Origin of the sequence: Paenibacillus sp. 4624, assembly GCF_050435065.1 — a bacterium.
Taxonomy (GTDB): Bacteria; Bacillota; Bacilli; order Paenibacillales; family Paenibacillaceae; genus Paenibacillus; species Paenibacillus amylolyticus_D.
On the sequence record NZ_JBNDJR010000008.1, the window covers coordinates 171741 to 197628 of the forward strand.

Annotated in this window: 24 protein-coding genes; 22 read left to right on the forward strand and 2 right to left on the reverse strand. The window is 45.0% G+C overall.

Annotation, left to right across the window (positions count from 1 at the left end):
- Positions 1–463 precede the first annotated feature (463 nt).
- From ABIE27_RS19170 to ABIE27_RS19210, 9 genes are all read left to right on the forward strand, one after another.
- Positions 464–1702 (forward strand): glycosyltransferase family 2 protein, encoded by a 1239-nt coding sequence (locus tag ABIE27_RS19170; RefSeq protein ID WP_123065092.1) that lies wholly within the window; start codon positions 464–466, stop codon positions 1700–1702.
- A gap of 347 nt (positions 1703–2049) precedes the next feature.
- Positions 2050–2544, forward strand: a complete 495-nt coding sequence (gene infC, locus ABIE27_RS19175) for a translation initiation factor IF-3 (RefSeq protein ID WP_123065091.1) — start codon at positions 2050–2052, stop codon at positions 2542–2544.
- A gap of 24 nt (positions 2545–2568) precedes the next feature.
- Positions 2569–2772 carry a 50S ribosomal protein L35 gene (rpmI, locus tag ABIE27_RS19180; protein ID WP_017689665.1) on the forward strand — a complete coding sequence of 68 codons (204 nt, stop codon included), beginning with the start codon at positions 2569–2571 and terminating at the stop codon, positions 2770–2772.
- A gap of 90 nt (positions 2773–2862) precedes the next feature.
- Positions 2863–3222: a 50S ribosomal protein L20 gene (gene rplT, locus ABIE27_RS19185; RefSeq protein WP_123065090.1), complete on the forward strand. Its 360-nt coding sequence runs from the start codon at positions 2863–2865 to the stop codon at positions 3220–3222.
- 574 nt (positions 3223–3796) lie between these two features.
- Positions 3797–4837 (forward strand): BMP family lipoprotein, encoded by a 1041-nt coding sequence (locus ABIE27_RS19190; protein ID WP_123065089.1) that lies wholly within the window; start codon positions 3797–3799, stop codon positions 4835–4837.
- Positions 4838–5036: 199 nt separating this feature from the next.
- Entirely contained in the window at positions 5037–6575 is a 1539-nt protein-coding gene (locus ABIE27_RS19195) for an ABC transporter ATP-binding protein (RefSeq protein ID WP_123065088.1), read from the forward strand.
- Positions 6568–7647: an ABC transporter permease gene (locus ABIE27_RS19200; protein WP_123065087.1), complete on the forward strand. Its 1080-nt coding sequence runs from the start codon at positions 6568–6570 to the stop codon at positions 7645–7647. Before ABIE27_RS19195 ends, ABIE27_RS19200 begins: the two co-directional genes overlap by 8 nt.
- Complete coding sequence (locus ABIE27_RS19205) at positions 7648–8610, forward strand: ABC transporter permease (RefSeq protein WP_123065086.1); 963 nt, start codon at positions 7648–7650, stop codon at positions 8608–8610. It abuts the gene before it with no gap.
- Positions 8611–8799: 189 nt separating this feature from the next.
- The gene (locus ABIE27_RS19210) at positions 8800–9174 is read left to right on the forward strand and encodes a hypothetical protein (RefSeq protein ID WP_429351249.1); all 375 of its coding nucleotides are present in this window, start codon (positions 8800–8802) and stop codon (positions 9172–9174) included.
- A gap of 6 nt (positions 9175–9180) precedes the next feature.
- Here the strand turns inward: ABIE27_RS19210 and ABIE27_RS19215 are convergent, their stop codons facing one another.
- Positions 9181–9624 carry a GNAT family N-acetyltransferase gene (locus ABIE27_RS19215; RefSeq protein WP_429351331.1) on the reverse strand — a complete coding sequence of 148 codons (444 nt, stop codon included), beginning with the start codon at positions 9622–9624 and terminating at the stop codon, positions 9181–9183.
- 600 nt (positions 9625–10224) lie between these two features.
- Here ABIE27_RS19215 and ilvB point away from each other — a divergent pair.
- From ilvB to ABIE27_RS19235, 4 genes are all read left to right on the forward strand, one after another.
- Positions 10225–11976: a biosynthetic-type acetolactate synthase large subunit gene (gene ilvB / locus ABIE27_RS19220; RefSeq protein WP_090922207.1), complete on the forward strand. Its 1752-nt coding sequence runs from the start codon at positions 10225–10227 to the stop codon at positions 11974–11976.
- Entirely contained in the window at positions 11973–12455 is a 483-nt protein-coding gene (gene ilvN / locus ABIE27_RS19225) for an acetolactate synthase small subunit (RefSeq protein WP_123065083.1), read from the forward strand. The genes ilvB and ilvN overlap by 4 nt, the downstream gene beginning before the upstream one ends.
- 327 nt (positions 12456–12782) lie before the next feature.
- The gene (gene ilvC, locus ABIE27_RS19230; RefSeq protein ID WP_090922211.1) at positions 12783–13775 is read left to right on the forward strand and encodes a ketol-acid reductoisomerase; all 993 of its coding nucleotides are present in this window, start codon (positions 12783–12785) and stop codon (positions 13773–13775) included.
- 140 nt (positions 13776–13915) lie between these two features.
- Positions 13916–15457, forward strand: a complete 1542-nt coding sequence (locus ABIE27_RS19235) for a 2-isopropylmalate synthase (protein ID WP_123065082.1) — start codon at positions 13916–13918, stop codon at positions 15455–15457.
- A gap of 210 nt (positions 15458–15667) precedes the next feature.
- On the opposite strand, the gene ABIE27_RS19240 is transcribed toward ABIE27_RS19235, so the two are convergent.
- Complete coding sequence (locus ABIE27_RS19240; protein WP_123065081.1) at positions 15668–16648, reverse strand: aldo/keto reductase; 981 nt, start codon at positions 16646–16648, stop codon at positions 15668–15670.
- A 251-nt stretch (positions 16649–16899) separates the two neighbouring features.
- On the opposite strand from ABIE27_RS19240, the gene leuB reads away from it, so the two are divergent.
- The 9 genes from leuB to ABIE27_RS19285 all read left to right on the forward strand — a co-directional run bounded on the left by leuB (position 16900) and on the right by ABIE27_RS19285 (position 25797).
- Positions 16900–17985, forward strand: a complete 1086-nt coding sequence (gene leuB, locus ABIE27_RS19245; protein ID WP_123065080.1) for a 3-isopropylmalate dehydrogenase — start codon at positions 16900–16902, stop codon at positions 17983–17985.
- A 367-nt stretch (positions 17986–18352) separates the two neighbouring features.
- A complete protein-coding gene (locus ABIE27_RS19250; protein WP_062320195.1) occupies positions 18353–18892 on the forward strand; it encodes a peroxiredoxin in 540 nt (179 codons plus the stop codon).
- Positions 18893–19248: 356 nt separating this feature from the next.
- Positions 19249–19665, forward strand: coding sequence for a hypothetical protein (locus tag ABIE27_RS19255; protein WP_090922221.1), 417 nt, complete (start codon positions 19249–19251; stop codon positions 19663–19665).
- Between the two features lie 239 nt (positions 19666–19904).
- On the forward strand, positions 19905–20081 hold the full coding sequence (locus tag ABIE27_RS19260) for a hypothetical protein (protein WP_161556955.1): 177 nt from the start codon (positions 19905–19907) through the stop codon (positions 20079–20081).
- Positions 20082–20129: 48 nt separating this feature from the next.
- The gene (locus ABIE27_RS19265) at positions 20130–21236 is read left to right on the forward strand and encodes an ATP-binding protein (RefSeq protein ID WP_123065079.1); all 1107 of its coding nucleotides are present in this window, start codon (positions 20130–20132) and stop codon (positions 21234–21236) included.
- A gap of 119 nt (positions 21237–21355) precedes the next feature.
- A complete protein-coding gene (locus ABIE27_RS19270) occupies positions 21356–22321 on the forward strand; it encodes an AAA family ATPase (RefSeq protein ID WP_429351250.1) in 966 nt (321 codons plus the stop codon).
- Between the two features lie 4 nt (positions 22322–22325).
- A complete protein-coding gene (locus ABIE27_RS19275) occupies positions 22326–23441 on the forward strand; it encodes a DUF58 domain-containing protein (RefSeq protein ID WP_123065078.1) in 1116 nt (371 codons plus the stop codon).
- Positions 23442–23455: 14 nt separating this feature from the next.
- Positions 23456–24757 carry a hypothetical protein gene (locus ABIE27_RS19280; protein ID WP_429351251.1) on the forward strand — a complete coding sequence of 434 codons (1302 nt, stop codon included), beginning with the start codon at positions 23456–23458 and terminating at the stop codon, positions 24755–24757.
- Positions 24758–24840: 83 nt separating this feature from the next.
- Positions 24841–25797: an aldolase catalytic domain-containing protein gene (locus tag ABIE27_RS19285; protein WP_123065076.1), complete on the forward strand. Its 957-nt coding sequence runs from the start codon at positions 24841–24843 to the stop codon at positions 25795–25797.
- The last annotated feature ends 91 nt before the right edge of the window (positions 25798–25888 follow it).

A 25888-nucleotide genomic window follows, 5' to 3' on the forward strand; every position in this document is an offset into this window, starting at 1 on the left:
ACAATGATTCAACATGGCTGAAATGAGGTAAAAAAATGTGAGTTTTAGATTAAACTTTTTGGTGGCCATTTACGTTATTTGATGTAGAGACACTGTTCAGCTACAGTAAGCCACATCAAAAAGAAGGGACTTTAGAAATAAAAATCAAGAAAACAGCTGAAAATAAGATATATCAGGCATGAATGCGAGGTTGTGGTATCACTGAGTGGCTATTCAGCGTTTAAAGTTCACATTTCTGCTTCAGGAAGTGGAATTGAGGTTTTGACAAATTGCTGAAAAGAATACAGAATCGATAAAGCAGCCAACTGGCCGCAGCCATCATTTGAAACATTGCCTGTATGATTGACGTAGTACACAAAAGCACAGGGTCATATTCTGCAATTACAAAAAAATAAAATGCAGAATCAGGAAGAGAAAATGCTAAGTAATCTGGGTTTTATCTAAAAGGGGGTAACAGAGAACGATGTTGGACGCTATATTCGTCACGCTGCAGGTCATTTTGGCACTGCTGGCCGTGTACCAATTCACGTTTTCGCTGTTCGGTCTGTATAAGAAAAAGAAAAAGAAAAATTATCCTGCAACAAAATCATTTGCTGTGCTGGTTGCTGCACACAATGAGGAACAAGTTATCGGTGCGTTGATGGAAAACCTGAAGGAACTGGATTATCCGAGAGATCTGTACGATGTATTTGTCATCTGTGACAACTGTACAGACAGCACGGCAGAAATTGTTCGTCAGCATGGCTGGAATGCATGTGTACGTACGAATCCAGACTTGAGAGGTAAAGGGCATGCCATCGAGTGGATGCTTAAATACCTGTGGGATTTGCCACGTCAGTATGATGCGGTAGTTATGCTTGATGCTGACAATCTGGTTGAGCAAAACTTCTTGCGTGAAATGAACAATGATTTGTGCAATGGAGCACGAGTTATTCAGGGATACATTGATACTAAAAATCCTGAGGATTCATGGATCACTGCGGCATATGGTGTATCGTACTGGTATATCAACCGTCTGTGGCAGTTGTCTCGTCACAACCTGAACATGGCGAATTTCCTCGGCGGTACGGGCATGTGCTTCGAGACCGATCTGCTGAAAGAAATTGGATGGGGAGCTACAAGCCTTGTAGAAGACCTGGAGTTCACGATGCGAAGTGTGCAGCGTAATGTGTACCCGGTGTTTAACTATGACGCCAAAGTGTTCGATGAGAAGCCATTGACTTTTAAAGCTTCCGCTAGACAGCGTTTGCGCTGGATGCAAGGGCACTTTACGGTAGCGAGAAGATATTTCTTCCCACTGCTATGGCAGTCCATTAAAGAAAGAAGTATCGTGAAGTTTGACCTCGCTGTATATGGTGCCAATGTGTATGTGGTGTTGCTTACTTTCCTGTTGACGGCTGTAATGTCAATCGATATTTACGTATTGGACGGCCCACATATCGCTAACATTTATGGATATTTCCCATTGTGGGTTGGATTCATAGCGATCGGCATGAACGTGTTAACGTTCCTGTTGTCCATGGCGCTGGAAAAAGTTAAGTTTGCTAAAGTGTATCTGTATCTGATTCTTTTCCCGATTTATTTGTTGTCCTGGTATCCAATTACGTTTTACGCGTTCTTTACGCAAAACAACAAACAGTGGAGCCACACGCAACATACACGGGTTGTTCGTCTGGACGAAGTACAGAGCAAACAGGGGTAACTTACGGATAAATATATTGGTGAACCTCTGCGCAGCTATGAGATTTACACACAGCACACTGTTTTGAAAAAAAAAGTGTTTTGAGTGTTGACAATGTTTGTTGGTAGATGTTATAGTGTTCAAGTGCGTTAAACAAATAGCAAAATGGAATCACAAGCAGAAGTCCGACTTCTCACCTGACCAACATACGTTGGCTGGTCAACGATCCCAATAATTTATGAAGTGTATACTCATGAAGAATTGTGTTGATTACAGGGATGTCGGTAGCTTGACCGGCATCCCTTTTATTTTTGTGTAACTGGATATTCAAAATGACCTGGAGGTGGACGGTTATTAGTAAAGATCACATGATTAATGACGAGATTCGGGCGAAGGAAGTACGCCTTGTCGGAGCTGAAGGAGAACAAATCGGGATCACTCCCATTCGTGAAGCACTTCAAATGGCAATTGACCTGAACTTGGACCTGGTTAATGTGGCCCCACAGGCTAAACCGCCGGTGTGCCGCATCATGGACTATGGCAAATTCCGCTATGAGCAGCAAAAGAAAGACAAAGAAGCCCGTAAGAACCAGAAAATTGTTGACATTAAAGAAGTATGGTTCCGTTCCAATATTGAGGAGCACGATTATCAAACGAAGCTTCGTAATGTAGTTAAGTTTTTGAAAGAAGGCGACAAAGTGAAATGTTCCGTTCGTTATCGCGGACGTGAAATTGCGCATGCCGCTATTGGTCAACGGATTTTGGAACGTGTCAAAACGGAAGTTGCAGAGCTCTGCACCGTAGAACGTCAACCCAAACTGGAAGGCCGCAGTATGATCATGATTCTGGCTCCTAAAGCCTGATAACATTGGAGGAGGAAACACAATATGCCTAAAATGAAAACACACAGCAGTTTGAAAGGACGCTTCAAAATTACCGGTTCCGGTAAAGTCCTTCGTTACAAAGCTCACAAAAACCACTTGCTTTCTCACAAATCCAAACGTGCGAAGCGCGTTCTGAACGGTAACCCGGTTATGGCTGCAGGTGACGTGAGACGTTTGAAACAAGGTTTGGCTAACCTGAAAGGTTAATTCAAAATACTAGATTCCGTACGGGGGATAGGCTTCGGCCATACACATACCACACGGATACATTTATATTTATTTGGGAGGTTCTTTAATATGGCAAGAGTAAAAGGCGGTTTTGTAGTACGTCGTCGTCATAAAAAGGTTTTGAAACTGGCAAGAGGTTATTTCGGTTCCAAACACCGTATCTTTAAAACAGCTAATGAGCAAGTAATGAAATCCCTGGTATACGCATACCGTGACCGTCGCAACACAAAACGTAACTTCCGCAGACTGTGGATCGTTCGTATCAATGCTGCAGCACGTATGAACGGTTTGTCTTACAACAAATTGATCCACGGATTGAAACTTGCTGGTGTAGACATGAACCGCAAAATGCTGGCTGATCTGGCCGTTAATGACATCAACGCGTTCAACTCTTTGGCTGCTGTAGCTAAAGGTAAAATCAACGCTTAAATCTGTATGAAGTAAGCCGCCGTACCTATGGCGGCTTTTTTTACGGAATTGGGAATAAGAATGGCGTAGGAAGAACAACCTAAACATAATCACAAAGTTGCAATTAAAAGCGAAGTGCGAACACCGTTGGTGAATAACACAGCTTGGTATTACATAAAACACGAACGGTACAATAATGCAAATGAATTAGAGTGTTTTCGCGAAGGTTTTGAAGTTGGTGTAACTTTTTTGTTATGTAACATCACATCGTTGTAACGTTAGTGTGTTAAAACGTTAAATTATTAAGCGCTTTCAATAAAAAAAGTACAAAAATAAGTGGTTTTTGGTGATTATACATCTGGATTTTAACACTGGTTGATTGTATAATCACCTCTAGTAGGCCAGTCCTAAAATTTTCTTTTCGGGTCATAATGTTCGGTTTTTCGACAGATGGACAGATGTATCGCCCATAAGAATGCGCTTTTAGTGAGCCATTGGCGAAACATTCCGCTTCTAAGCTGTTCTTTATATCTGTTGATCCGTGCAATACAGACGAGATTTGAAAGGGACATATTATTAAGGGGGAAAAAGAGAAATGAAAAAAATGCTCAGCCTGTCTCTGGTGATGTTGCTGGCAGTATCGGTTATGCTCGCAGGATGTGGAAGCAAACCCAAAGAAGAAACAAATGCCGGAGGAGATAAGAGTGGAACTTCCACTGAAGCCAAATCCGATGTTCAAATCGGTATGGTTACTGACGTAGGCGGCGTAAACGACAAATCCTTTAACCAATCGGCTTGGGAAGCACTGCAAGCAACCGAAACTGAAACAGGTGCAAAAGTAAAATACCTGCAAAGTAAATCCGATGAAGAATATATTCCTAACTTGAACGAATTTGTTAAAAACGGATATGATCTGACTTGGGGTATCGGTTTCCAACTGGCTGATGCGATCAAAACAGTAGCTGAGCAAAACCCTGATGCTAAACTGGCAATCATCGACAGCGTAGTGGATGCACCTAACGTGAAATCTGTAACTTTCGCTGAAGAAGAAGGATCTTTCCTGGTTGGTGTTGTTGCTGGTTTGACAACAAAAACAAACAAAGTTGGTTTCGTAGGTGGTATGAACAGCCCGCTGATCAAAAAGTTTGAAGCTGGTTTCAGAGAAGGGGTTAAAGCAGTAAACCCTAAAGCTGAATTCATTCCGAACTACACAGGTGCTTTTGATAAACCGGACCTGGGTAAAGCGGCTGCAGCTACTCTGTACAACCAGGGCGTAGACATCATCTTCCACGCTTCGGGTGCAACGGGTAACGGTGTGTTTAACGAAGCAAGTGCACGTAAGAAGCAAGGTCAAGATGTATGGGTAATCGGTGTGGATAAAGACCAGTCTTTGGAGTTTGGTGATGAAATTACACTGACTTCCATGATCAAAAAAGTAGACGAAGCGGTTAAACGCGTTAATAAAGAAATTGTTGACGGTACATTCGCTGGTGGTTCCGAGAATCTGACGCTGAAAGAAAACGGCGTAGGTATTGCGGATACTTCCAGTAAAAATGTAACACCAGAAGTTCTGGCAAAAGTTGACGAGTACAAAGAAAAAATCATTAGCGGCGAAATCAAAGTACCTACTGAGTAATAAGAATTCGTAGTCATTTTGATAGCTGCTGTAATATAATCATCCGGGCCGGTCTTGACCGGCCTTGTGATTGTAAAGTCAGGAACATTTGATCAAGGCATTATAACATTTGTACAATCTAACTATTGCAATAGTGCTCCGAATAGGAGCTTTTCTTTCGTTTGCGGAACCACACTATATCAGTTATAAGGGTGATTACATGGGTGCAGCAACCCCCGTCGTTGAGTTGAAACAAATAACGAAGCGTTTCCCAGGCATTGTTGCCAACGACGCCATCAGCCTTCAGCTTCAGAAAGGCGAGATCCATGCTCTACTGGGTGAAAACGGCGCTGGTAAGTCAACATTGATGAACATTGTTTTTGGTCTCTATCAGCCGGATGAAGGTTCCATTGAAGTGAATGGCAAACCTGTCATCATCGACAGTCCAAACCGGGCAATCGATCTTGGCATCGGTATGGTGCATCAGCATTTTAAGCTGGTACAGCCGTTCACGGTAACAGAGAACATTATTTTGGGATCTGAACCAACAAAAGGTCTCAATATTAACTATAAAAAGGCTGCGGCAGAAGTACAGCGCTTGTCCGAGCAATATGGGCTTAAGGTAAATCCTCACGCCAAAATTCATGATATTTCTGTCGGCATGCAGCAACGTGTTGAGATTGTCAAAACGTTGTATCGTGGTGCAGACATTCTGATCTTCGATGAACCAACAGCGGTACTTACGCCGCAAGAAATCAAAGAACTTATGGTCATCATGAAAAAACTTGTCGCTGAAGGCAAGTCAATTATCCTGATTACGCACAAACTGAAAGAAATTATGGAAATTTCGGATACAGTTACGATTATTCGACGTGGTAAAGTCATTGATTCGGTCAAAACTTCGGAAACCAACCCGAATGAATTGGCAGAGAAAATGGTTGGCCGTAACGTTACGTTTAAAGTGGACAAAAAGCCTGCCACACCTGGTGCTAACGTACTTGAGGTGAGCAAGCTGACAGCCAAAAACAAAGAGGGTATTGCGGTTCTGAACGATTTGAACTTGAATGTACGTGCTGGAGAAATTGTGGGTATTGCAGGGGTTGACGGTAACGGACAGAGTGAATTGATCGAAGCCCTCACAGGTCTGCGCAAAGTGGATAGCGGATCGATCCGTTTGGAAGGAAAAGAGCTTTCCAATCATTCTCCTCGTCACATCTCGGAGGCGGGCGTTGCTCATATTCCGGAAGATCGACATAAACATGGGCTTGTTCTGGATTTTTCGGTGAGCGAAAATATCGTTCTGGAATCGTATTACAAAAAGCCCTATACGCGCAAAGGTTTTCTGAACTTTGAGGCAATCAAAAAGCAGGCGAAGCGGCTTGTTGAAGCATTTGACGTGCGTACACCGAGCATCGAGACGAAAGCACGTTCCTTGTCAGGAGGAAACCAGCAGAAAGCCATCATCGCTCGTGAAGTGGATAAAAACCCTGAATTGCTGATTGCTGCCCAGCCAACCCGTGGTCTGGATGTGGGAGCTATCGAGTTTGTGCAGAAGCAATTGATTGCTCAGCGCGATCAGGGAAAGGCTGTTTTGCTAATTTCATTCGAACTCGACGAGATCATGAACGTATCGGACCGCATTGCGGTTATCTATGAAGGACAGATCGTTGGCGAGGTGCTGCCGGAAGAAACCAATGACAGGGAGCTTGGCTTGATGATGGCGGGCAGCACCCAAAAGAGAGGTACTGCGCATGAATAAAGTGTTAAAATGGTTTACCCGGGATTCGTTTATTTTGCCTGTTGTAGCAATTGTGATGGGACTTATTCTCGGTGGAATTGTTATGCTAATTGGTGGATATAATCCGTTTGAAGCATACGGTGCTTTGTTCAAAAAGGTGTTTGGTGATATGTACAACTTCGGGGAAGCTGTGCGGGAAATGACACCGCTCATCATGACGGGACTTGCGTTTGCTTTTGCGGCTCGTGCCGGGTTGTTCAATATCGGAGGCGAAGGACAGTTTCTCGTAGGGATGACAGCTGCTACCTTCGTTGGTGTAAAGTTCGCAGGTCTGCCTATATATATTCACGCGCCGCTTGCTTTGATTGCGGGTGGGGTATTTGGTGGGCTTTGGGCAGCAATTGCTGGTTACCTGAAAGCTGCACGTGGGGTTAACGAGGTAATCAGCAGTATTATGCTGAATTGGATTGGATTGTATTTAGCCAATCTGATCGTGCGTCAATTTCTGCTACTGCAAGGAGAGAACCGCTCTGTTGACATTAGTGAGTCGGCTTCCATAAGTCTGACCTGGCTTTCTGAATTGATGGGTAATTCACGTGTGCATATGGGAACGTTGATTGCTCTTGTTATGGCTGTGCTATTTTATATTTACATGTGGAAAACAAAGCAGGGTTATGAAATTCGTGCCGTCGGTTATAACCCGAATGCAGCAGAATATGCAGGTATGCATGTTAACCGGAATATCGTGAAAGCGATGTTTATCAGTGGTATGCTCGCAGGGCTTGGCGGAGCGTTCCAGGTTCTTGGGGTGTTCCAGTATCAGACCGTAATGTCAGGCTCGCCAGGTACTGGGTTTGACGGGATCGCGGTTGCTTTGATTGGTCTAAACCATCCGTTTGGAGTGCTACTTGGTGCGTTGCTCTTTGGTACGCTTACTTACGGTTCTGCAGGAATGAGCTTTGCTGCGGATGTACCACCTGAGATTATTCGGATTGTCATCGGTTCGATTATCTTCTTCATTGCCGCACAAGGCATCGTGCGCTGGGTACTTAAACCGTTCTATTCCAAGCGTAAGAAAGAGAAGGTGTTGTAGATGGACTTGTTGACAATCGGGCAAATTATCAATACGACGCTTGTCTTTGCTACGGCATTGATTTTTGCTTCCCTTGGCGGAATTTTCTCGGAAAAATCCGGGGTAACAAATCTCGGACTTGAAGGTTTTATGGTGTTTGGTGCGTTTGCAGCCGGTATTGGTGCTCACTATGCTCAAGAAGCAGGTATGGGTGGAACAACGTCGGCTTGGATGGGGATACTGCTTGCCATCGTGCTTGGTGTGCTAGTTTCACTTATTCACGCTGTAGCATCAATTACGTTTAAAGCTGATCAGATTATCAGCGGTATCGTCATTAACTTTTTGGCGGCAGGAAGTACGTTGTATTTGGTAAAACTGCTGTTTGAAGGTTCAGGTGATTCACCTCTGGTACAAGGTTTTAGCAAATTCAATGTGCCGTTTCTCGAAAATATTCCTTTGCTTGGAGAAGCATTTTTCAAAAATGTATATCCAACGACTTACCTAGCGATTCTGTTTGTATTCCTGACATACTACATTATGTTCAAAACACCGTTTGGACTTCGTCTGCGTTCTGTAGGTGAACATCCAAGTGCGGCGGATACTGTTGGGGTTAAAGTTCGTCGTTACCGTTATGTTGCTGTTATGATCAGTGGTGCGCTTGCGGCGATTGGTGGAGCAGCCATTACATTGACAACAACAGGTACGTTTTCGCATAATACCGTTTCCGGTCAAGGTTACATTGCGATTGCAGCGATGATCTTTGGTAAGTGGAATCCAATCGGTGCTTTCGGCGCGGCTGTATTTTTTGGATTTTCTCAAGCGATTCGTAACTATGTGCAATTGTTTGAATGGTCACAGAGTATTCCCCAGGAAATTATTTTCATGTTGCCTTACTTGCTCACGATCATCGTTCTGGTGGCTGCGGTTGGACGTTCTTCGGCTCCATCTGCTCTGGGCGAACCGTATGATCCTGGTAAAAGGTAACTCTAGCAAAGGAAACAGGATATCATTTGGTATCCCGAATAGTTATTCAAGAAAAGATTCGCGATCAAGCGAGTCTTTTTTTTGTGCGCTTCATTGTAGTACCCAACTTTTTCGGTAGGGACAAAGAAACAGGCGAATTCGGTCATGGACGAATACACTGTTTTGAATGATCCGAGGAGGAGGGATAGTATGAGAAAACAGGTTACGCGTACTGAAGCGATGAAACTTATAGGCAAAAATATAGTTGCAGTCAAAAAAGACGGTACTCGGGTTACGGGGAAACTGTTAAAAGTATCAGGTGACAAACTCGTTCTCAAGCGTATAGGTGGAAAAAAAGTACGTACCAAAGCCATCTTGCCTTTGGTATTATTTGATCTGCTGGCCATTGCGACATTGCCTTACGCTTATGGCTCGGGTCCAGGATTTGGCCCAGGGTATGGTCCGGGTCCGAAACCTGATTGTTGCCCAGGGTATGGCCCTGGTTATGGTTCCGGACCGGGTTACGGCCCAGGCCCAGGATATGGTCCTTACGGTCCCGGACCGAGACCACCTGGATTTTTCTAAAAGCGGCTAGAGTCTTTTTTCCATTTCGTAACAGCGACTGATCAGGATATATCTCAGGTTTTGATATCCATTTTTTTGATAGAATTGATTTCCCTTGGTATTTCCTTCATCTACCATGACTTTGGATTTTTTGCAACCACGGGATGCTGCAAAGTTCTCAGCTTCATGCAGTAACGTCTGTCCGTAGCGTTTACGTTGCTCTTTTAAACTAACGGCCATCATATCTACGTAAAGTAGTTCTCCATGCATGAGAAAATGAATGAATGCCACAGCAGGTTTATTTGGCTCCGGCGAGATTACAAAAGTCATGCCCCTGTTCATTCGCAGGGGTATTTCTTTGCGTATTTTATGGATTTCCTTCTCGCTCATATGGGATAAAGGAACAAGCTGTGTGTCAATCAGCTTCATAATTGCGCCGTCATCCAGTTTGGATGAACGCTGACGAATGATCATGCGGGGCCTCCTTTCAAGGCCTGTCGTGCGGCCTGTATATCTTATGCCTGGGGCGGGATAAAAGGTGACTGCATGAAGGCCAGACATTGGGGCAAACATAGAGTGAAGAGCGTATATGGATCAGGTGAGCACATTTTTATCAAAAACAGGTATTGACTTATCGGTTAGAGGAATCATATAATGTTCCTAACATTTAACGAGAATATTTCATCGGCTATGAAGAGGACGAAGTTTTAAGGGCTCTTTTGCTCAGAGAGTGGATGGATTTGCTGAAACCACCACCATTACCCCTTATATACGAGCTCACCTCGGAGCTGTTTTCCTGAAAAGCATTGGAACGTCAAATCCAACGCGTATTAGGGGGAATCGTAAGTCTGCGTTACAGACAACAGGTATGGGAGACGACTTTGTTCGTTTGAACATCGTTTTGTTATACCTGGTAAGGTCCGTTATTGCGAAATTTCGGACAAAGTTGGGTGGTACCACGGAAGCGATAACCTTTCGTCCCTCGCAAGCATGAACTTGTTTGCAGGGATGGAAGGTTTTTTTGTACCTTTTTATGTCAGAATGGTGTAAATTTCGAGAGGAGGATGACTAATGGGAGCTCAAATTCCAGAAGTACGATCGACAGATGAATTACGTGAAAGATGGATGAAGCCGGAGGTCATTAGCGGTTCCGAGATTTTGCTAAGAAGTTTGCTGCTTGAAGGTGTGGATTGTGTCTTTGGTTATCCGGGCGGTGCAGTATTGTACATTTACGATGCAATGTATGGCTTTGAAGATTTCAAACATGTCCTGACTCGTCACGAGCAAGGTGCCATTCACGCGGCAGACGGTTATGCACGAGCCAGTGGAAAAGTAGGCGTATGTATTGCGACCTCGGGTCCAGGTGCAACGAATCTCGTGACAGGAATTGCAACGGCATATATGGATTCCGTACCACTGGTTGTCATTACGGGGAATGTCAATTCCAGCTTGATCGGCTCGGATGCTTTCCAGGAAGCGGATATCACCGGGATCACAATGCCGATCACCAAACACAGTTATCTGGTAAAGGATGTAAAAGACCTCGCGGGCATCATTCATGAGGCATTCCATATCGCTAATACCGGACGTAAAGGACCTGTACTGATCGATATTCCAAAAGATGTATCGGCGAACAAAACGTTGTTTGAACCGAGCACGGAACCTGTTATATTGAGAGGGTACAATCCACGCACGGTACCGAATAAACTGCAGGTAGATCGTTTGGCACAGGCCATTCAGGAAGCAGAGCGGCCAATGATCATTGCGGGTGGCGGTGTCGTTTACTCTGGCGGACATGAAGCACTTTTCGAGTTTGTTGAGAAGACGGGTATCCCGATCACAACAACACTTCTTGGACTTGGTGCTTTCCCAAGCGGGCATGAGCTTTGGACTGGAATGCCGGGAATGCACGGAACCTACACATCGAACATGGCAATTCAGCAATCGGATTTGCTCATCAACATCGGTGCCCGATTTGATGATCGGGTAACGGGTAAGCTGGACGGATTCGCACCACATGCGAAAATTGTTCATATCGACATTGATCCTGCAGAGATCGGCAAAAACATTGCGACAGATATTCCGATTGTAGGCGATGTGAAAACGGTGCTGGAGATTGCAAACAAAGAAGTTGGACGTGCCGAACGTGCAGATGCCTGGAGAGATCAGATCAAACAGTGGAAACAAGAAAAGCCGTATAGCTACACGGATTCGGATGAAGTGTTAAAACCGCAATGGGTTGTTGAACTGTTGAACGACACCACAAAAGGCGAAGCAATTGTGACAACGGACGTTGGACAACATCAGATGTGGGCAGCTCAATACTACAAATTTAATCAACCGCGCTCCTGGGTTACCTCAGGTGGACTTGGAACAATGGGATTTGGATTCCCTTCTGCGATTGGTGCACAAATGGCTAATCCGGATCGACTGGTTATCTCCATTAACGGAGATGGCGGGATGCAAATGTGTTCTCAGGAACTGGCAATCTGTGCGATCAACAACATTCCAGTTAAAATTGTAATTATTAACAACGAAGTACTAGGTATGGTTCGTCAGTGGCAGGAACTGATTTATGAAAATCGCTACAGTCATATCGATTTGGCAGGAAGCCCTGATTTTGTGAAGTTGGCTGAAGCTTACGGAGTAAAAGGATTGCGGGCAACGAACAAGGAAGAAGCCGAGCGTGCATGGCAGGAAGCTTTGGATACGCCAGGACCAGTCGTTGTAGAATTTGTTGTACGCAAGGATGAAAATGTATATCCAATGGTTCCGCAAGGAGCAACAATCGATCAAATGCTGATGGGAGATGCTGAAGAATGATAAGACATACGATTTCGATATTGGTTAATGACCAGCCAGGTGTCCTTCAGCGTGTATCCGGATTGTTTGGTCGACGCGGGTATAACATCGAAAGTATTACAGTAGGTCAATCTGAAGAACCAGGACTTTCCCGGATGGTCATTGTGACGATTGGTGACGACAAAACAATTGAGCAGATTGAGAAACAGCTGTATAAAATTATTGATGTTATCAAAGTGGTTGACTTCAGCTTGAAACCGATGGTTGCTCGTGAACTCGCGCTGATCAAGGTGAAGGCAGAGCCTTCCGAGCGTCCGGAAATTTTGGGTGTGGTGGAAACATTCCGCGCATCGGTTGTCGATGTAGGCCCAGCAAGTCTCATGGTACAGGCCGTTGGTGATACGGACAAAATTGATGCTATGATCGAACTGCTCAAGCCATATGGCATTCGTGAATTGTCCCGTACAGGCGTAACGGCATTGGTACGAGGCAACGTCTAGAGGTATAATGAAATCAAGATGGGCTGATCCATACATGAACACAATGATTTACTTGTGAAAATGTACAGTTAGCGTAAAATAAATGCTATCTGACCCGAATGTGTCAGTCCAGCAACTGCTGTAAAGTAACAATTTAGTGATGTAACGCTTGAAAAGAGAGCCACACCCCCGCATTAACGAGCGGGTGTCTGAACGGATCGGATCATATGCAGCGGTTAATCAGCATCGATCAGGCAGTTTTTTTACCAAGATGTGAAGTGTATCGGTCCATTGAGACACCCGCTCATTAATGAAGGGTTCTTTACAATACAAAGGAGGACTTATAACATGCCAGTAACTACTTATTATGAACAGGATGCAGAGCTTAGCGTATTGAAAGGAAAAACGATCGCGGTGATCGGATATGGTAGCCAAGGTCATGCACAGGCACAAAACCTGCGTGACAGCGGATTGAACGTAGTCATCGGACTTCGTGAAGGTAAATCTTTTGACGCTGCTAAAAATGATGGATTTGAAGTGTTGTCTCCGGCTGAAGCAACTAGCCGTGCAGATGTGGTTCAAATCTTGCTGCCAGATGAAACACAAGCTTCTGTATACAAAAACGAAATCGAACCAAACCTGAAAAAAGGCGCAGCATTGCTCTTCTCTCACGGTTTTAACGTTCACTTCGGCCAAATCGTTGCTCCAAAAGACAGCGATGTATTGCTGGTAGCTCCTAAGTCCCCTGGCCACATGGTACGTCGTACCTATGTAGAAGGATTCGGTGTTCCTGGTCTGATCGCGATCGAAAAAGATGCAACAGGTAAAGCGAAAGACATCGGTCTCGCTTATGCTAAAGGAATCGGCTGCACACGTGCAGGCGTTATCGAAACTTCCTTCCGTGAAGAAACAGAAACAGACTTGTTCGGTGAGCAAGCGGTTCTGTGTGGCGGTGTAAGTGCCCTCGTTAAAGCTGGATTCGAAACGTTGACAGAAGCTGGATATGCTCCAGAAATGGCATACTTCGAGTGTCTGCACGAATTGAAACTGATCGTTGACATGATGTATGAAGGTGGACTTGCAAGCATGCGTGATTCCATCAGTAACACTGCGGAATATGGTGATTATGTAACTGGACCTCGCGTCGTTACTGAAGATACGAAGAAAGCAATGAAAGAAGTGCTTTCTGATATCCAACAAGGTAAATTCGCACGTGACTTCATTCTGGAAAACCAATCCGGTCGTGCATTCTTGACAGCAACACGTCGTAACGAAGCTGAACACCCAATCGAAGTGGTTGGCGGACAATTGCGTGAAATGATGCACTGGATCAAAAAGTAAGCAACAATTTCGTTCACTTTTTGAACAAGCATCTTAGGGGATCCAAGCAACTTACAGCGTGAACTGGAAATAGCGGCCGTGCTTATGCGTGAGCCGCTATTCTGGTTTACAGAAATGAATAATAAGCAGGGGGTGCGAAGGTGCGTAAAATCTATGTATTTGACACAACGCTGCGTGATGGAGAACAATCTCCAGGAGTCAATCTGAACACTCGCGAAAAGGTGGAGATTGCCCATCAACTGGAGCGTCTTGGCATTGACCGGATGGAAGCAGGTTTCCCAGCAGCATCTCCGGGTGACTTGGCCGCGGTTAACGCCGTAGCGAAAGCGGTAAAAAATATTACAGTGATCGGCTTGTCCCGCTCCAGAGAGCAGGATATTGATGCGGTGAAGGAAGCACTTAAAGGTGCAGAAGACCCGTGCATTCACGTATTTTTGGCCACGTCGCCAATCCATCGCCAGCATAAGTTGCGCATGGATAAAGGACAGGTTCTGGACACGGCTCGCTCTGCGATTCGTTATGCAAAGAAGACATTTTCCAAGATTGAATTTTCTTTGGAGGATGCAGGACGTACCGAGTATGATTTTCTCGTAGAAATGGTGAATATGGCAGTTGAAGAGGGTGCTTCTGTCGTTAATATTCCGGATACGGTCGGTTACCTGAGCCCATATGAATACGGGAATATTTTTAAACATCTGAAAGAAAATGTTCACAACATCGATAAAGTTCAGCTGAGTGCACACTGTCACAACGATCTGGGGATGGCAACAGCGAATACGCTTGCCGCCATTTTGAACGGCGCTGATCAGATTGAAGGCACGATCAACGGCATCGGAGAGCGTGCAGGCAACACGGCGATTGAAGAAATTGCAATGGCGCTGGAAACACGTCAGGAGTTTTTCCAGGCGAAAACTACACTGCAGTTGTCCGAGATCGCACGTACCAGTCGTTTGGTTAGCCGTTTGACCGGTATGGTTGTACCTGGCAACAAAGCAATCGTGGGGGCAAATGCCTTTGCTCATGAGTCCGGCATTCACCAGGATGGCATGTTGAAGGAAAAAACAACCTATGAGATCATGACACCCGAAACGATCGGTCTCAAAGAAAGCAAGCTGGTGCTTGGTAAGCATTCCGGACGTCACGCGTTCCGTGAACGCTTGATTGACCTCGGGTACGAACTGGATGATGAGGCGTTGAACCGAGCTTTTGCACAATTCAAAGATCTGGCAGACAAGAAAAAAGAAGTTACCGATGAAGACCTGCTTGCCGTAATTGAAGAAAAATTACAGGATGCACCTGAGGTGTACAAACTGGAATCCATCTTTGTTACGTACGGCGATGAATCCGTACCTACAGCTAAAGTGCGTATTGCTACGCTGAACGGTGACACGGTGGAGAAACAGGCGGAAGGTAATGGTTCGGTGGATGCGATCTATAACGCTATTGATCAGGTGAGCGGAGAAGAAGTAACGCTATCGGACTATTCCATCAAATCAGTAACACACGGTAAAGACGCACTTGGTGAAGTACACGTTGTGCTGACTCAGAATCAAGTTTCTGTTCAAGGACGCGGCGTGAGCACAGATATTCTCGGTGCTAGTGCGCGTGCGTATGTAGACGGGTTGAACCAACTCATTGAAAAACGTAAAACATACACCAACCGTGTTAACGTCAATTTGTAGAAGAGTACTGTACTGTGTGCTTAAAGTACAAATTTACAAATCTGCTAACTAGGCCGGTATAGTAAAGCCATAGTCTGTATAGTAAAGCTAAAGACGAACATATTAAAAAGTCTGACCCTTCTGGAGTCGACTGTGCCTGTTAGTGTAGACGTTATGAAGTCTATCTATGAGTACAGTCCAGCGAGGGTCAGACTTTTTTATAATATCAATTTACCACGCGTATGCGTTAGGGGCGTGTCCACCAGGACCAGGGAAGATTTCATCCAAACGGTTGAGTGTGGATTCATCCAGTGTCAGGTCAAGACATTTCAAGGCGGTTTCGAATTGCTCCAGTGTGCGCGGACCAATAATTGGCGCAGTAACAGCCGGATTGGCAGCTACCCAGGCAAGTGCAACGGTATCTTGCGGTTCACCAAGATCACGGCAAAGTGCAGCGAAATCTTCAAGCTGCGTCTGATGTTGTTCAATTCGTTCTGAAATGCCTCCGCTGCGAGTTCCTTCAAGTTTCTGTAAGGCATTACGTCCGAGCAGACCGCCATCCAGCGGGCTCCATGGAATGACGCCAAGCCCGAGCGCTTTAGCGGCTGGTAATACCTCCAGCTCAGGCAGACGGCAATTCAAGCTATATTTATGTTGCTCAGATACAAGGCCGAGGAAGTGACGATTTTTCGCTTCACTCTGAGCAAGGGCGATCTGCCACGCGGCAAAATTACTTGAACCGACATATCCGATTTTGCCCTGATATACTGCATGCTCGAATGCACCCCACAATTCGTCCCACGTAATGACCGGGTCAACATGGTGCATCTGGTATAATTCAATATGATCGGTTTGCAGACGTTGAAGAGAGCCTTCAAGGTGACGTCTGATTTTATATGCGGAGAGACCGGCTTCGTTGTTAGGGCCATCTGTTTCATCATGCATGGAACCGTAGACTTTGGTGGCAAGCACGACCTTTTCACGTCTGCCTCCGCCTTGTTTGAACCAACGTCCGATGATTTCTTCGGTGAGACCGGAATTTTCACCCCAACCATAAATGTTAGCGGTATCAAAAAAGTTAACGCCGGCATCCAGAGCTGCATCCATAATGCGGAAAGCTTCTTTCTCGTCCGTGGCTGGTCCAAAATTCATCGTACCAAGACAGATACGGCTGACCTTAAGGCCTGATTTACCCAAATACGAATATTGCATGTTAAACATCCCTCCAGCATCCCTGATTTGATTTCAGCTATATTTTACCTTACCCTGAACTGGCGAACAACATCGAAGCTTGTCATGATCCTTCTTATAGGTAAAAACTATTAAAGTCATAGATTGTATATCTTGGTCAAATGACCGTAGAATATGATACAAAGAAGAGAGTTATTTATGAGACGATGTTTACACAGAAACGCTAACATGAGCGAATCAGTGATGAATGAAGATGAGGGAGTGGACAACCTATGGCAGACGTGAAAAAAATTGCAGTAATCGCAGGTGACGGAATTGGTCCTGAAGTTGTGGCTGAGGCGGAAAAAGTTCTGAAACGTACGGAGGAAGTGTTCGGTTATCGTTTTGAAACAGAGCACGCGCTGTTTGGTGGTATTGCCATTGACGAGAAAGGCACACCGCTTCCAGAAGAAACATTGACTGTATGTAAAAATGCAGATGCAGTGTTGCTCGGAGCTGTAGGTGGACCAAAATGGGATAATAACAGTAAGGAGTTGCGTCCTGAAACAGGACTGCTGGGTATTCGTAAAGCGCTTGGACTGTTCTCCAATCTGCGTCCGGCCGTTGTGTTTGACTGTTTGAAAGACGCATCCACGCTGAAACCGGAAGTACTTGAAGGGACAGACCTGATGGTTGTTCGTGAACTGACCGGCGGAATTTATTTTGGCGAGAAGTTCAGACGTGAGAGTGCCCAAGGTGAAGAGGCCGTGGACACTTGTGCTTACAATGTTGCGGAAGTAGAGCGCATCGTTCGTCAAGCATTTGAGATCGCTCAAGGTCGCCGCAAAAAACTGGCTTCTGTCGACAAGGCTAACGTGCTGGAAACATCCCGCCTCTGGCGTGAAGTGGTTAACCGTGTAGCTCCAGATTATCCGGATGTTGAACTGGAGCATGTGCTTGTAGACAATTGCGCAATGCAGTTGTTGCGTCGTCCGGCAAGCTTTGACGTCATCGTAACAGAGAATATGTTTGGTGACATCCTGAGTGATGAAGCAGCTATGCTGACAGGTTCCATCGGTATGCTCGCTTCGGCATCGCTGGGTGAAGGAAGCTTCGGTCTGTATGAACCGGTACACGGCTCTGCGCCGGATATTGCGGGTCAAGGCTTGGCTAACCCGATTGCTACCATCTTGTCACTCGCGTTGATGTTCCGTACAACGTTTGGCTATGCAGAAGGTGCAGATGCGATTGAAGAAGCGGTAGCGAACGTACTGAATGCGGGCCACCGTACAAGTGACATTGCTGTTGATAAGAGCAAATCGATCAGTACGACCGAAATGGGCGATCTGATTGTTGCAGCTATTCAAAAAAAGGCTTAAGTTTCATTCCAGCCTTGTCCACTTATTGAGACATTAACAGATCTCAGGATACAGTCCTGCAGTTCGTATAAGAAACAGCCCTTTGATGCCCTAGTAGACCGTCTTTTGGTTTCTAATAGTGGAGAATGCAAAGGGCTGTTCCTTTCTCATTTTCACCATAAATTCGACACGAAAATTTCTTATTTATAATTATTATAAAAAAATAACGTTTATAATCTTGACTTTGAGAAGTACGGATGATAACATTTTATTTGTACTTGAGAACAAGTATCAACAAATTTAATGACAGGACAAGCGCTTGCGTGTATCCTGATGATGAGCAATCCATATGGATGCTTACATAATCTCAAAGGAGGAATTTTTAGTTATGGCAGAACGTTTGGTTGGTAGACCAGCACCAGATTTCGCAATGGAAACAGTATCAGGAGACGGACAAGATTTTGGTTCCGTTAAACTGTCCGATTACCGTGGCAAATGGCTTGTATTCTTCTTTTATCCTTTGGACTTCACATTTGTGTGCCCAACTGAAATTACAGCTTTGAGCGATGCTTCGGAGCAATTCAAAGCTTTGGATACAGAAATTCTTGGCGTGAGCGTAGACTCCGTGCACAGCCACAAAGCATGGATCAACACACCTAAAGACAGCAATGGTCTTGGTCAGTTGAACTTCCCGCTCGCTTCCGATATCACGAAGCAAGTAGCTAAAGATTACGGCGTTCTGATCGAAGAAGAAGGCGTAGCATTGCGCGGTCTGTTCATCATCGATCCAGAAGGCGAACTGAAATATCAAGTCGTTAACCACAACGATGTAGGCCGCAGTGTTGAAGAAACACTTCGCGTACTGCAAGCACTTCAATCCGGTGGATTGTGTGCAATGAACTGGAAACCAGGCGACAGCAACCTGTAAGCCGGGTTTACTTGAACGATTGATGTTCAAGCCCTCATCCCACTCGGGATTGAGGGCTTTTTGCAACCTTTTTCAAAAGTATAACGTTAACTTAATGAAGGTGTTTGAACAAGCTGTCAGACGTGTTAATAATGTAATAGAAGAAGATCTTCTTTTTTATAAGAGAAAGAGGAATTGAAGGCTTGTAAGGCGAATAGGGTATGGAAACCCGGTATTTTAAGTGATTCCGGTAATCCGCATTTATAATTTGCATATGAATGTGATACACTGTTTGAACGATTCCCTTTCGGAAGTTTTCAAGTGCACGGGGGTATATTCATTAAATTCCCGGCACCTAATAAGGAGGGTGAACAAAAATGAGTTACTGTTGTGGGGCAAGTATGGTAGGAACGAAGGGCACGCTGAAGCATTACCGCACCCAGGTTCATAATGTTCCCCTGCTGTTTTGTCCGGTATGTCACCGGGTTGAGGTGCATTACAAGGTTGAGAATGAATATGAAATTCTTGCTGAGTATGCGCATGGCGACGGGGCTTCTGAAATTGATTTTCAAGACTATGTGACCGAAGACGAGGATGCCATCTTCGAAAATTGTGTAAACCGTGAAAGCGAAGATGCGATGGTGATCGTTCAGCGTCAGATTGATATGTCACTGGATCTGCTGCGGCTCGCCAAGGAAATGAAGGATGAGAAATGGGAAAGCGAATTGAAACGCCGCCTTGCCGTCATGAGTCAACGAAAACTTAAAATTCAGCATAACAAGACCGGGCTATAGATTGCAGTGAGATGTGACATGGATAGACAAATATCCGAATTACACAATATTGAACGAAGCTGATTTCCCAATAGGGCGATACGGCTTCGTTTTTTGTATTTTTTAGATAAACCTTTGTTGTTTTTGCAAAATAATTTCCATTCGACACTTTCTCCGATTGACTCTATTCCCTAAACTTGTCTATGATAAAAGCAGACTTGGAAAAGAGGCGGAGCAATTGAAGGGTATTCGTTTGGGAATTGGAGAAGGTTAGAAAGGAACAAAACGTATATGATTTTTCCGGGCTTTTTGTAATGAACCGGATTAGACCAGCTTACGTTCCGGATATGCCATCCATATTTTCGGCTCAGCCCCCTGATGAAAGGGACCCGGTAATCAACAAAAAATCGGCCCTTCCTGTTTCTGTGATGATATGATGTCCGAACGGCAAAGTTTATCATTTACGTGAAAAGGAGGAACCTGAAGTGATTCGTGAATTTCAGGATATAGCGCCTCAACCAACGGATGTGCTTCCTCAAGTACATCTGGATAACAATAAGTATGAAAATGTGCTAGAACACATGGATAGCGGTATTATGTTATTTGATCATCATGGGGTGTTGACGTTTATTAACGTACAGATGGCTAAATTGCTGGAGTTGCCGAGGGATCTGTTAAGCGGATGCACGTTAATGCAGATGTTGCGTTTGCCCCAAATGAGTCGATTCAAGAAAAAGAAAATTTTACGAATTTATCGGGAAACGATCTTTCATCGTAAGCGTTATCATGAGCTGACGGATGAGTATGGAAGGCACTGGCTCGTGACCGTGACCTATGGCGATCAGATGGATGGCGATTTTCTTTTTAGTGTCAAGGATGTTTCGGATTACAAGCAGATCGAGCAGACAGCCTATCAAAACGATAAACTGGCTATGCTTGGCCGCATCTCCGCATCGATTGCTCATGAGATTCGTAACCCGTTAACAGCCATTCGCGGATTCATCCAGTTGCTTCGGCCCCATCTGTTGCAGCTGGGTAAAGACGAATATGCCAGAATCATACTCACCGAGATCGACAGGGCAAATGACATTATCTATGAATTTCTGAATTCCTCGAAACCTTCGGCTCCGCAGAAAACGGTCATGACCGTAGAATCTTTGCTGAAAGAGGTCGTTCTATTGACCGAGAGTGAAGGGTTGATGAAAGGATGCGAAATTCTGCTTGAGGTGGATGACACCCCGCTTAATGTATCCATTGATGTAAAGCAGATCAAACAGGTCATTCTGAATATGGTCAAAAATGCAATGGACGCGATTGAAGAAGTCGGTGAAGAATATACAGGCTTGATCCGAATCACGACAGCCACGGACAATAATTTTGTGCAAATTACGATCACGGATAACGGAAGAGGTATGGATCATAACACGCTGGTACGGTTGTTCGATCCTTTCTTTACGACAAAAGAAAGTGGGACGGGTCTCGGACTTTCCGTAAGCTATCGTATTATTAAAAATCATGGAGGCACCATCTCTGTTGATAGTCAAAAAGGCGAAGGCACCAGCTTTATGATCAAACTTCCATTAGTGAATTGACACAGACGATATCAGAAGGGATCGGTATTTGCCGATTCCTTTGTTTTTTGTTCGTGCGATTAGGGTTATAGTTAGAAATGAATGCGAATACATATGCATCACGGAAGGAAGGGATCGTTTTGAATATTCAGAATATGGAGCTTATGAACGGGCAACTCATCGAACATGTAGGCAAAGTAATTGTGGGAAAGACACATACAGTGGAACTGATTCTGACAGCGATCATTGCATCAGGTCATGTGCTTCTGGAAGATGTCCCGGGTACAGGTAAAACAATGATTGCCAAATCGATGGCGTCGTCACTAGACTGCACTTTTCAACGGATCCAGTTTACACCTGACTTGCTGCCATCCGATTTGACGGGTATTCATTTCTATAATCAAAAATCAGGAGATTTCGAATTCAGGCCCGGTCCGCTGTTTGCGAATCTTGTGCTGGCAGATGAGATCAATCGGGCAACTCCACGCACACAGTCCAGCTTGCTCGAATGTATGGAAGAGCGCCAGATCAGTATTGATGGCTCAACAAGGCAGCTCGAGCGGCCGTTTATCGTGATCGCCACTCAGAATCCTATTGATAATCAAGGAACATTTCCGTTACCTGAAGCACAGATGGATCGATTTATGATGAAGATTCGTATGGGGTATCCGTCCGGGGAAGAAAGTGTAGAGATTCTGAGAAGAACGGTTGCTAGCCGCTCTGTAGATGATCTGTCTTCCATTATATCTCGCGAGCAACTTCTGAAAGCACAAGAAACGTATAAAACGGTTAACGTAAACGAGGACCTCCTGCGTTATATTGTACAGCTCACTGAAGCAACGAGAAAACATCCTGAACTGTCTCTGGGCGTTAGTCCACGGGGGGCGCAGGCGCTTCTTAAGGCAAGTCAGGCATGGGCTGCGCTTCACGGCAGAGACTATGTTGTACCTGATGACATTAAATTACTGGCAGAGCCTGTGCTGGCTCACCGTCTGGTGTTTCGTAATCGAATCAGACAGCAAGAAGGACTTGCGGAACACATCATTCAACAGATTCTGACCGAAACCGAGGTACCAACCGAGACACTTACTACAGGCGGACGTTAGGCTTATGGCACTTCTATGGCTTGTCGTTGTTGGAAGTTTAGTGATTGTGCTGCATGGCATATGGTTTGGACGGCCTGTGTTGCGAAATCTCAAATACAGCAGGCAGTTCAGCAAAACACGGTGTTACGCTGGTGATGAACTGCAGATGATCGAAACGATATCCAATGAAAAACGAATTTCTGTACCGTGGCTTAGACTTGAAGCAATGATGCCGGCTTCATTTGTATTTCATTCAGGTTCAGGTATGGATATTAGTCAGGGTAATATTTATCAGAACCATAAAAGTATTTTTACATTAAAACCATATAATCGGATTACCCGCAAGCATCCGTTTGTTTGCTCCAAACGTGGAGTGTTTACGATGGATACAGCTACCATGACTGGTGGAGATTTATTTGGAGTATGGCGTTCCTCAAAGCCGATTCCTGTGCAGATGACGATGATTGTATATCCTTCATTGGTTAACACTGAAGATATGCCAGCCATCTATCAGGTATGGCAAGGAGAGGTGGAGGTTTCTCGCTGGATTGTGGAAGACCCGTTTCTAATTCTGGGGGTGCGGCCTTACGGGGCTGGTGATCCAATGAATCGTATTCACTGGAAAGCAAGTGCACGTACAGGCGAACTTCAGGTGTACAAGCAAGGCTGGACCGCAGATCCCCAGTCATGGATTATAGTGAATATACAGGACTCTGCTGAGATGTGGAGTGTGGTGACTAGGCCTGAGCTGATTGAGCAGTCACTCCGCTACGCAGCCACTGCAGCAGTAGAGGCCATTGGCAAAGGTTTGCCTGCTGGCTTTGCACATAACGGCTACCGTGTAGGTGGGGGACGCGATGTGCTTCGTATTGAACCAGATTACGGTACACCTCATCTGGAGATGTTGCTGGAAGCTATGGCTGAAACTGAGTTGAAGTGTTTGGTACCCATGGAGCAGTTTTTGCAAGATGAAGTACGATTGAATGAAGAAGGGCAGCAGATTCGCAGTTATTTGTTGATTACATCATATGTTTCGGCTGCCATGGAACATGAAATCGGACGTCTGCATGATCAGGGTCATCGGGTAACGATTTTGCCTGTAGAACAGTTGAAGCGTGATGCAGGGGCGGTGGGCGCATGAATGAAAATGATGCAATGAAGCGAACACATATTATATCCATGTTGCCTGTTTTTTCGATAGGGATATATCTGTTTCCAATCTTTACGATCACATCGTTGTATACCAGTGGCTATTTTCCATATCTGTTGTTTGGTTTATATGTTATGGCAGGCCTGCTCGGCCTATGGATTCAGCATCGATTTACGAGTGTTATAGAGAAGAGCGCTTTCGTTCGAGGTCTAATGGCAGTTGTTATCTGTATTTTGTTCGCATGGGTTTCGGGGATGTTGCTCACGCTTTCACTTCCAGAAATCATTACGCTTGGAGTAGGTTTATTTATTGCGGCATACACAGGGTTGCATTTTGATCCTGTTTTTCATTCCAACAGGCTGTGGCGCCTGCAACTCGTGGGTGTAATCAGTGCCATTGTATCCACAATCGCGGCAACGCAGATCGAATTCATGTTACCTGTTATGATGTACACGGGTTACATCTATGCTGCTGGAGTCATCAGTTTTGGATGTTGGATTGTGGGGCAATACAGGGCACAACTGGATCGTGCGGTTCTTAATGATGGCAAGCGCAGATTGGTACTGCGGGAATTCACACGGGCAAACCACCTTCGAATCATATGGATGTTAATCATTATTGCAGGTATAGGTGCTTTTCCCGGTCTTGCTGCATGGCTTGCGCCATTGCAGGATCGTCTCCTTGCGTGGATCAGAGGACTGTTCGGGACTTCTTCACCTCAGGAACCGCCACTTACACCGGAGATGCCAAATGAGCCGATGAACCTGCCGGATGAATTAAGAGGCCTGCCTTCGGAACCTTCCGTATTCTGGGAAATCCTCGGATGGATCGTTTTTGGGGCAGCGGCGGCTGTGATTTTATGGCTTTTGGTCAAACTGGGCAGGACGATCATGGATAAACTGGCGGAGCGTTTCAAAGGATTGTTACAGCCTGTGCAGAAAAGGCAGGAACCGAAAACAGAGTATGTGGATATCAGCGAAACACTGGAAGTGCCCGCGAAGGTTCGTAAACGATGGTTCCGCAAAAAGGAACCTGTTCCCATTCAGGCTGGAGAGCGTATTCGATACTATTATCGGGTATGGGTAAGCAATGCGATGGATCGCGGAGTACAGGTTGAGAAGTCGTATACGCCGCTGGAGACAGCGGAAAGCATTAAAGAGAGTTATCCTAAGAGTAAAGAGGGTACAGAGGAAGAGTTGGCAACGCGGCTTCCTGAAGTCTACAATGCTGTGCGCTACGGGAAGAAAGATGATGAGAACCCTGATATGATTGATATGGACCGAATCTGGAAATCTTACCGTAAATAAGCCCGGAATCCCTTTACTTTTCTTGTCACGTTCAAGTATCATGAGAGGAATACACAAGTTGGTCAGAAAAGGAGCAGACATTAATGAAGACAAATCATAGTAAAATTGTAGATTGTACCATTCGTGATGGTGGATTGGTGAATAATTGGGACTTTAGCGTCGACTTTGTTCAAAAGCTGTATGCAGGGTTGAATGAAGCTGGCGTTGATTATATGGAAATTGGCTACAAAAATTCGCCGAAGTTGCTTAAAGGCTCCGAAGATGCCGGACCTTGGCGCTTCCTGAATGATGATTTTCTTCGTAAAGTCATTCCGCAAAAAGGCAACACCAAACTGTCTGCACTTGTGGATGTAGGACGTGTAGATGAGAACGATATTTTGCCACGCAGTGAGAGTATGCTGGATCTGATTCGTGTTGCTTGTTACAGTAAAGATGTGGACAAGGCGCTTGCACTGGTACAAACATTCCATGATCGTGGTTATGAAACGACACTGAATATTATGGCACTCTCGAATGTTATGGAGAATGAATTGCTGGAAGCTTTTGAATTGATCAAGGAGAGCTCGGTTGATGTCGTATATATCGTAGACTCTTACGGCAGCCTGGATCATAACGATGTGAAATATTTGGTGGAGAAGTTCAAGACGCATCTTCCAAATAAACGTCTTGGCGTTCACACGCATAACAACATGCAGCTTGCGTTCTCTAACACGCTCGTAGCCGCTGAACTTGGAGTTGAATTGCTCGATGCTTCTGTATACGGTATGGGCCGCGCAGCTGGAAACTGCCCAACAGAACTGCTGGTAGCTCATTTGAAAGGAACCAAGTATAATCTACGTCCAGTGCTTGAGGTATTGGAACAACTTATGGTTCCACTGAGAGAAAAAGAAGAATGGGGTTATATCCTGCCTTACATGATTACAGGGACGCTGGACGAGCACCCACGGTCGGCTATGGCACTTCGTTCATCGGAGAACAAAGACAAAGTCGTTGACTTCTACGATAAGCTAACAACGCCTGAAGTAAACTTCGATAAATAAAAATAGTCTTAAATACAGTTGTAAATTCGAAAAAAACATGGTCTCTAACCTGAGGTCCATGTTTTTTTAGTTCTTTATGCCTTGTTTTCAC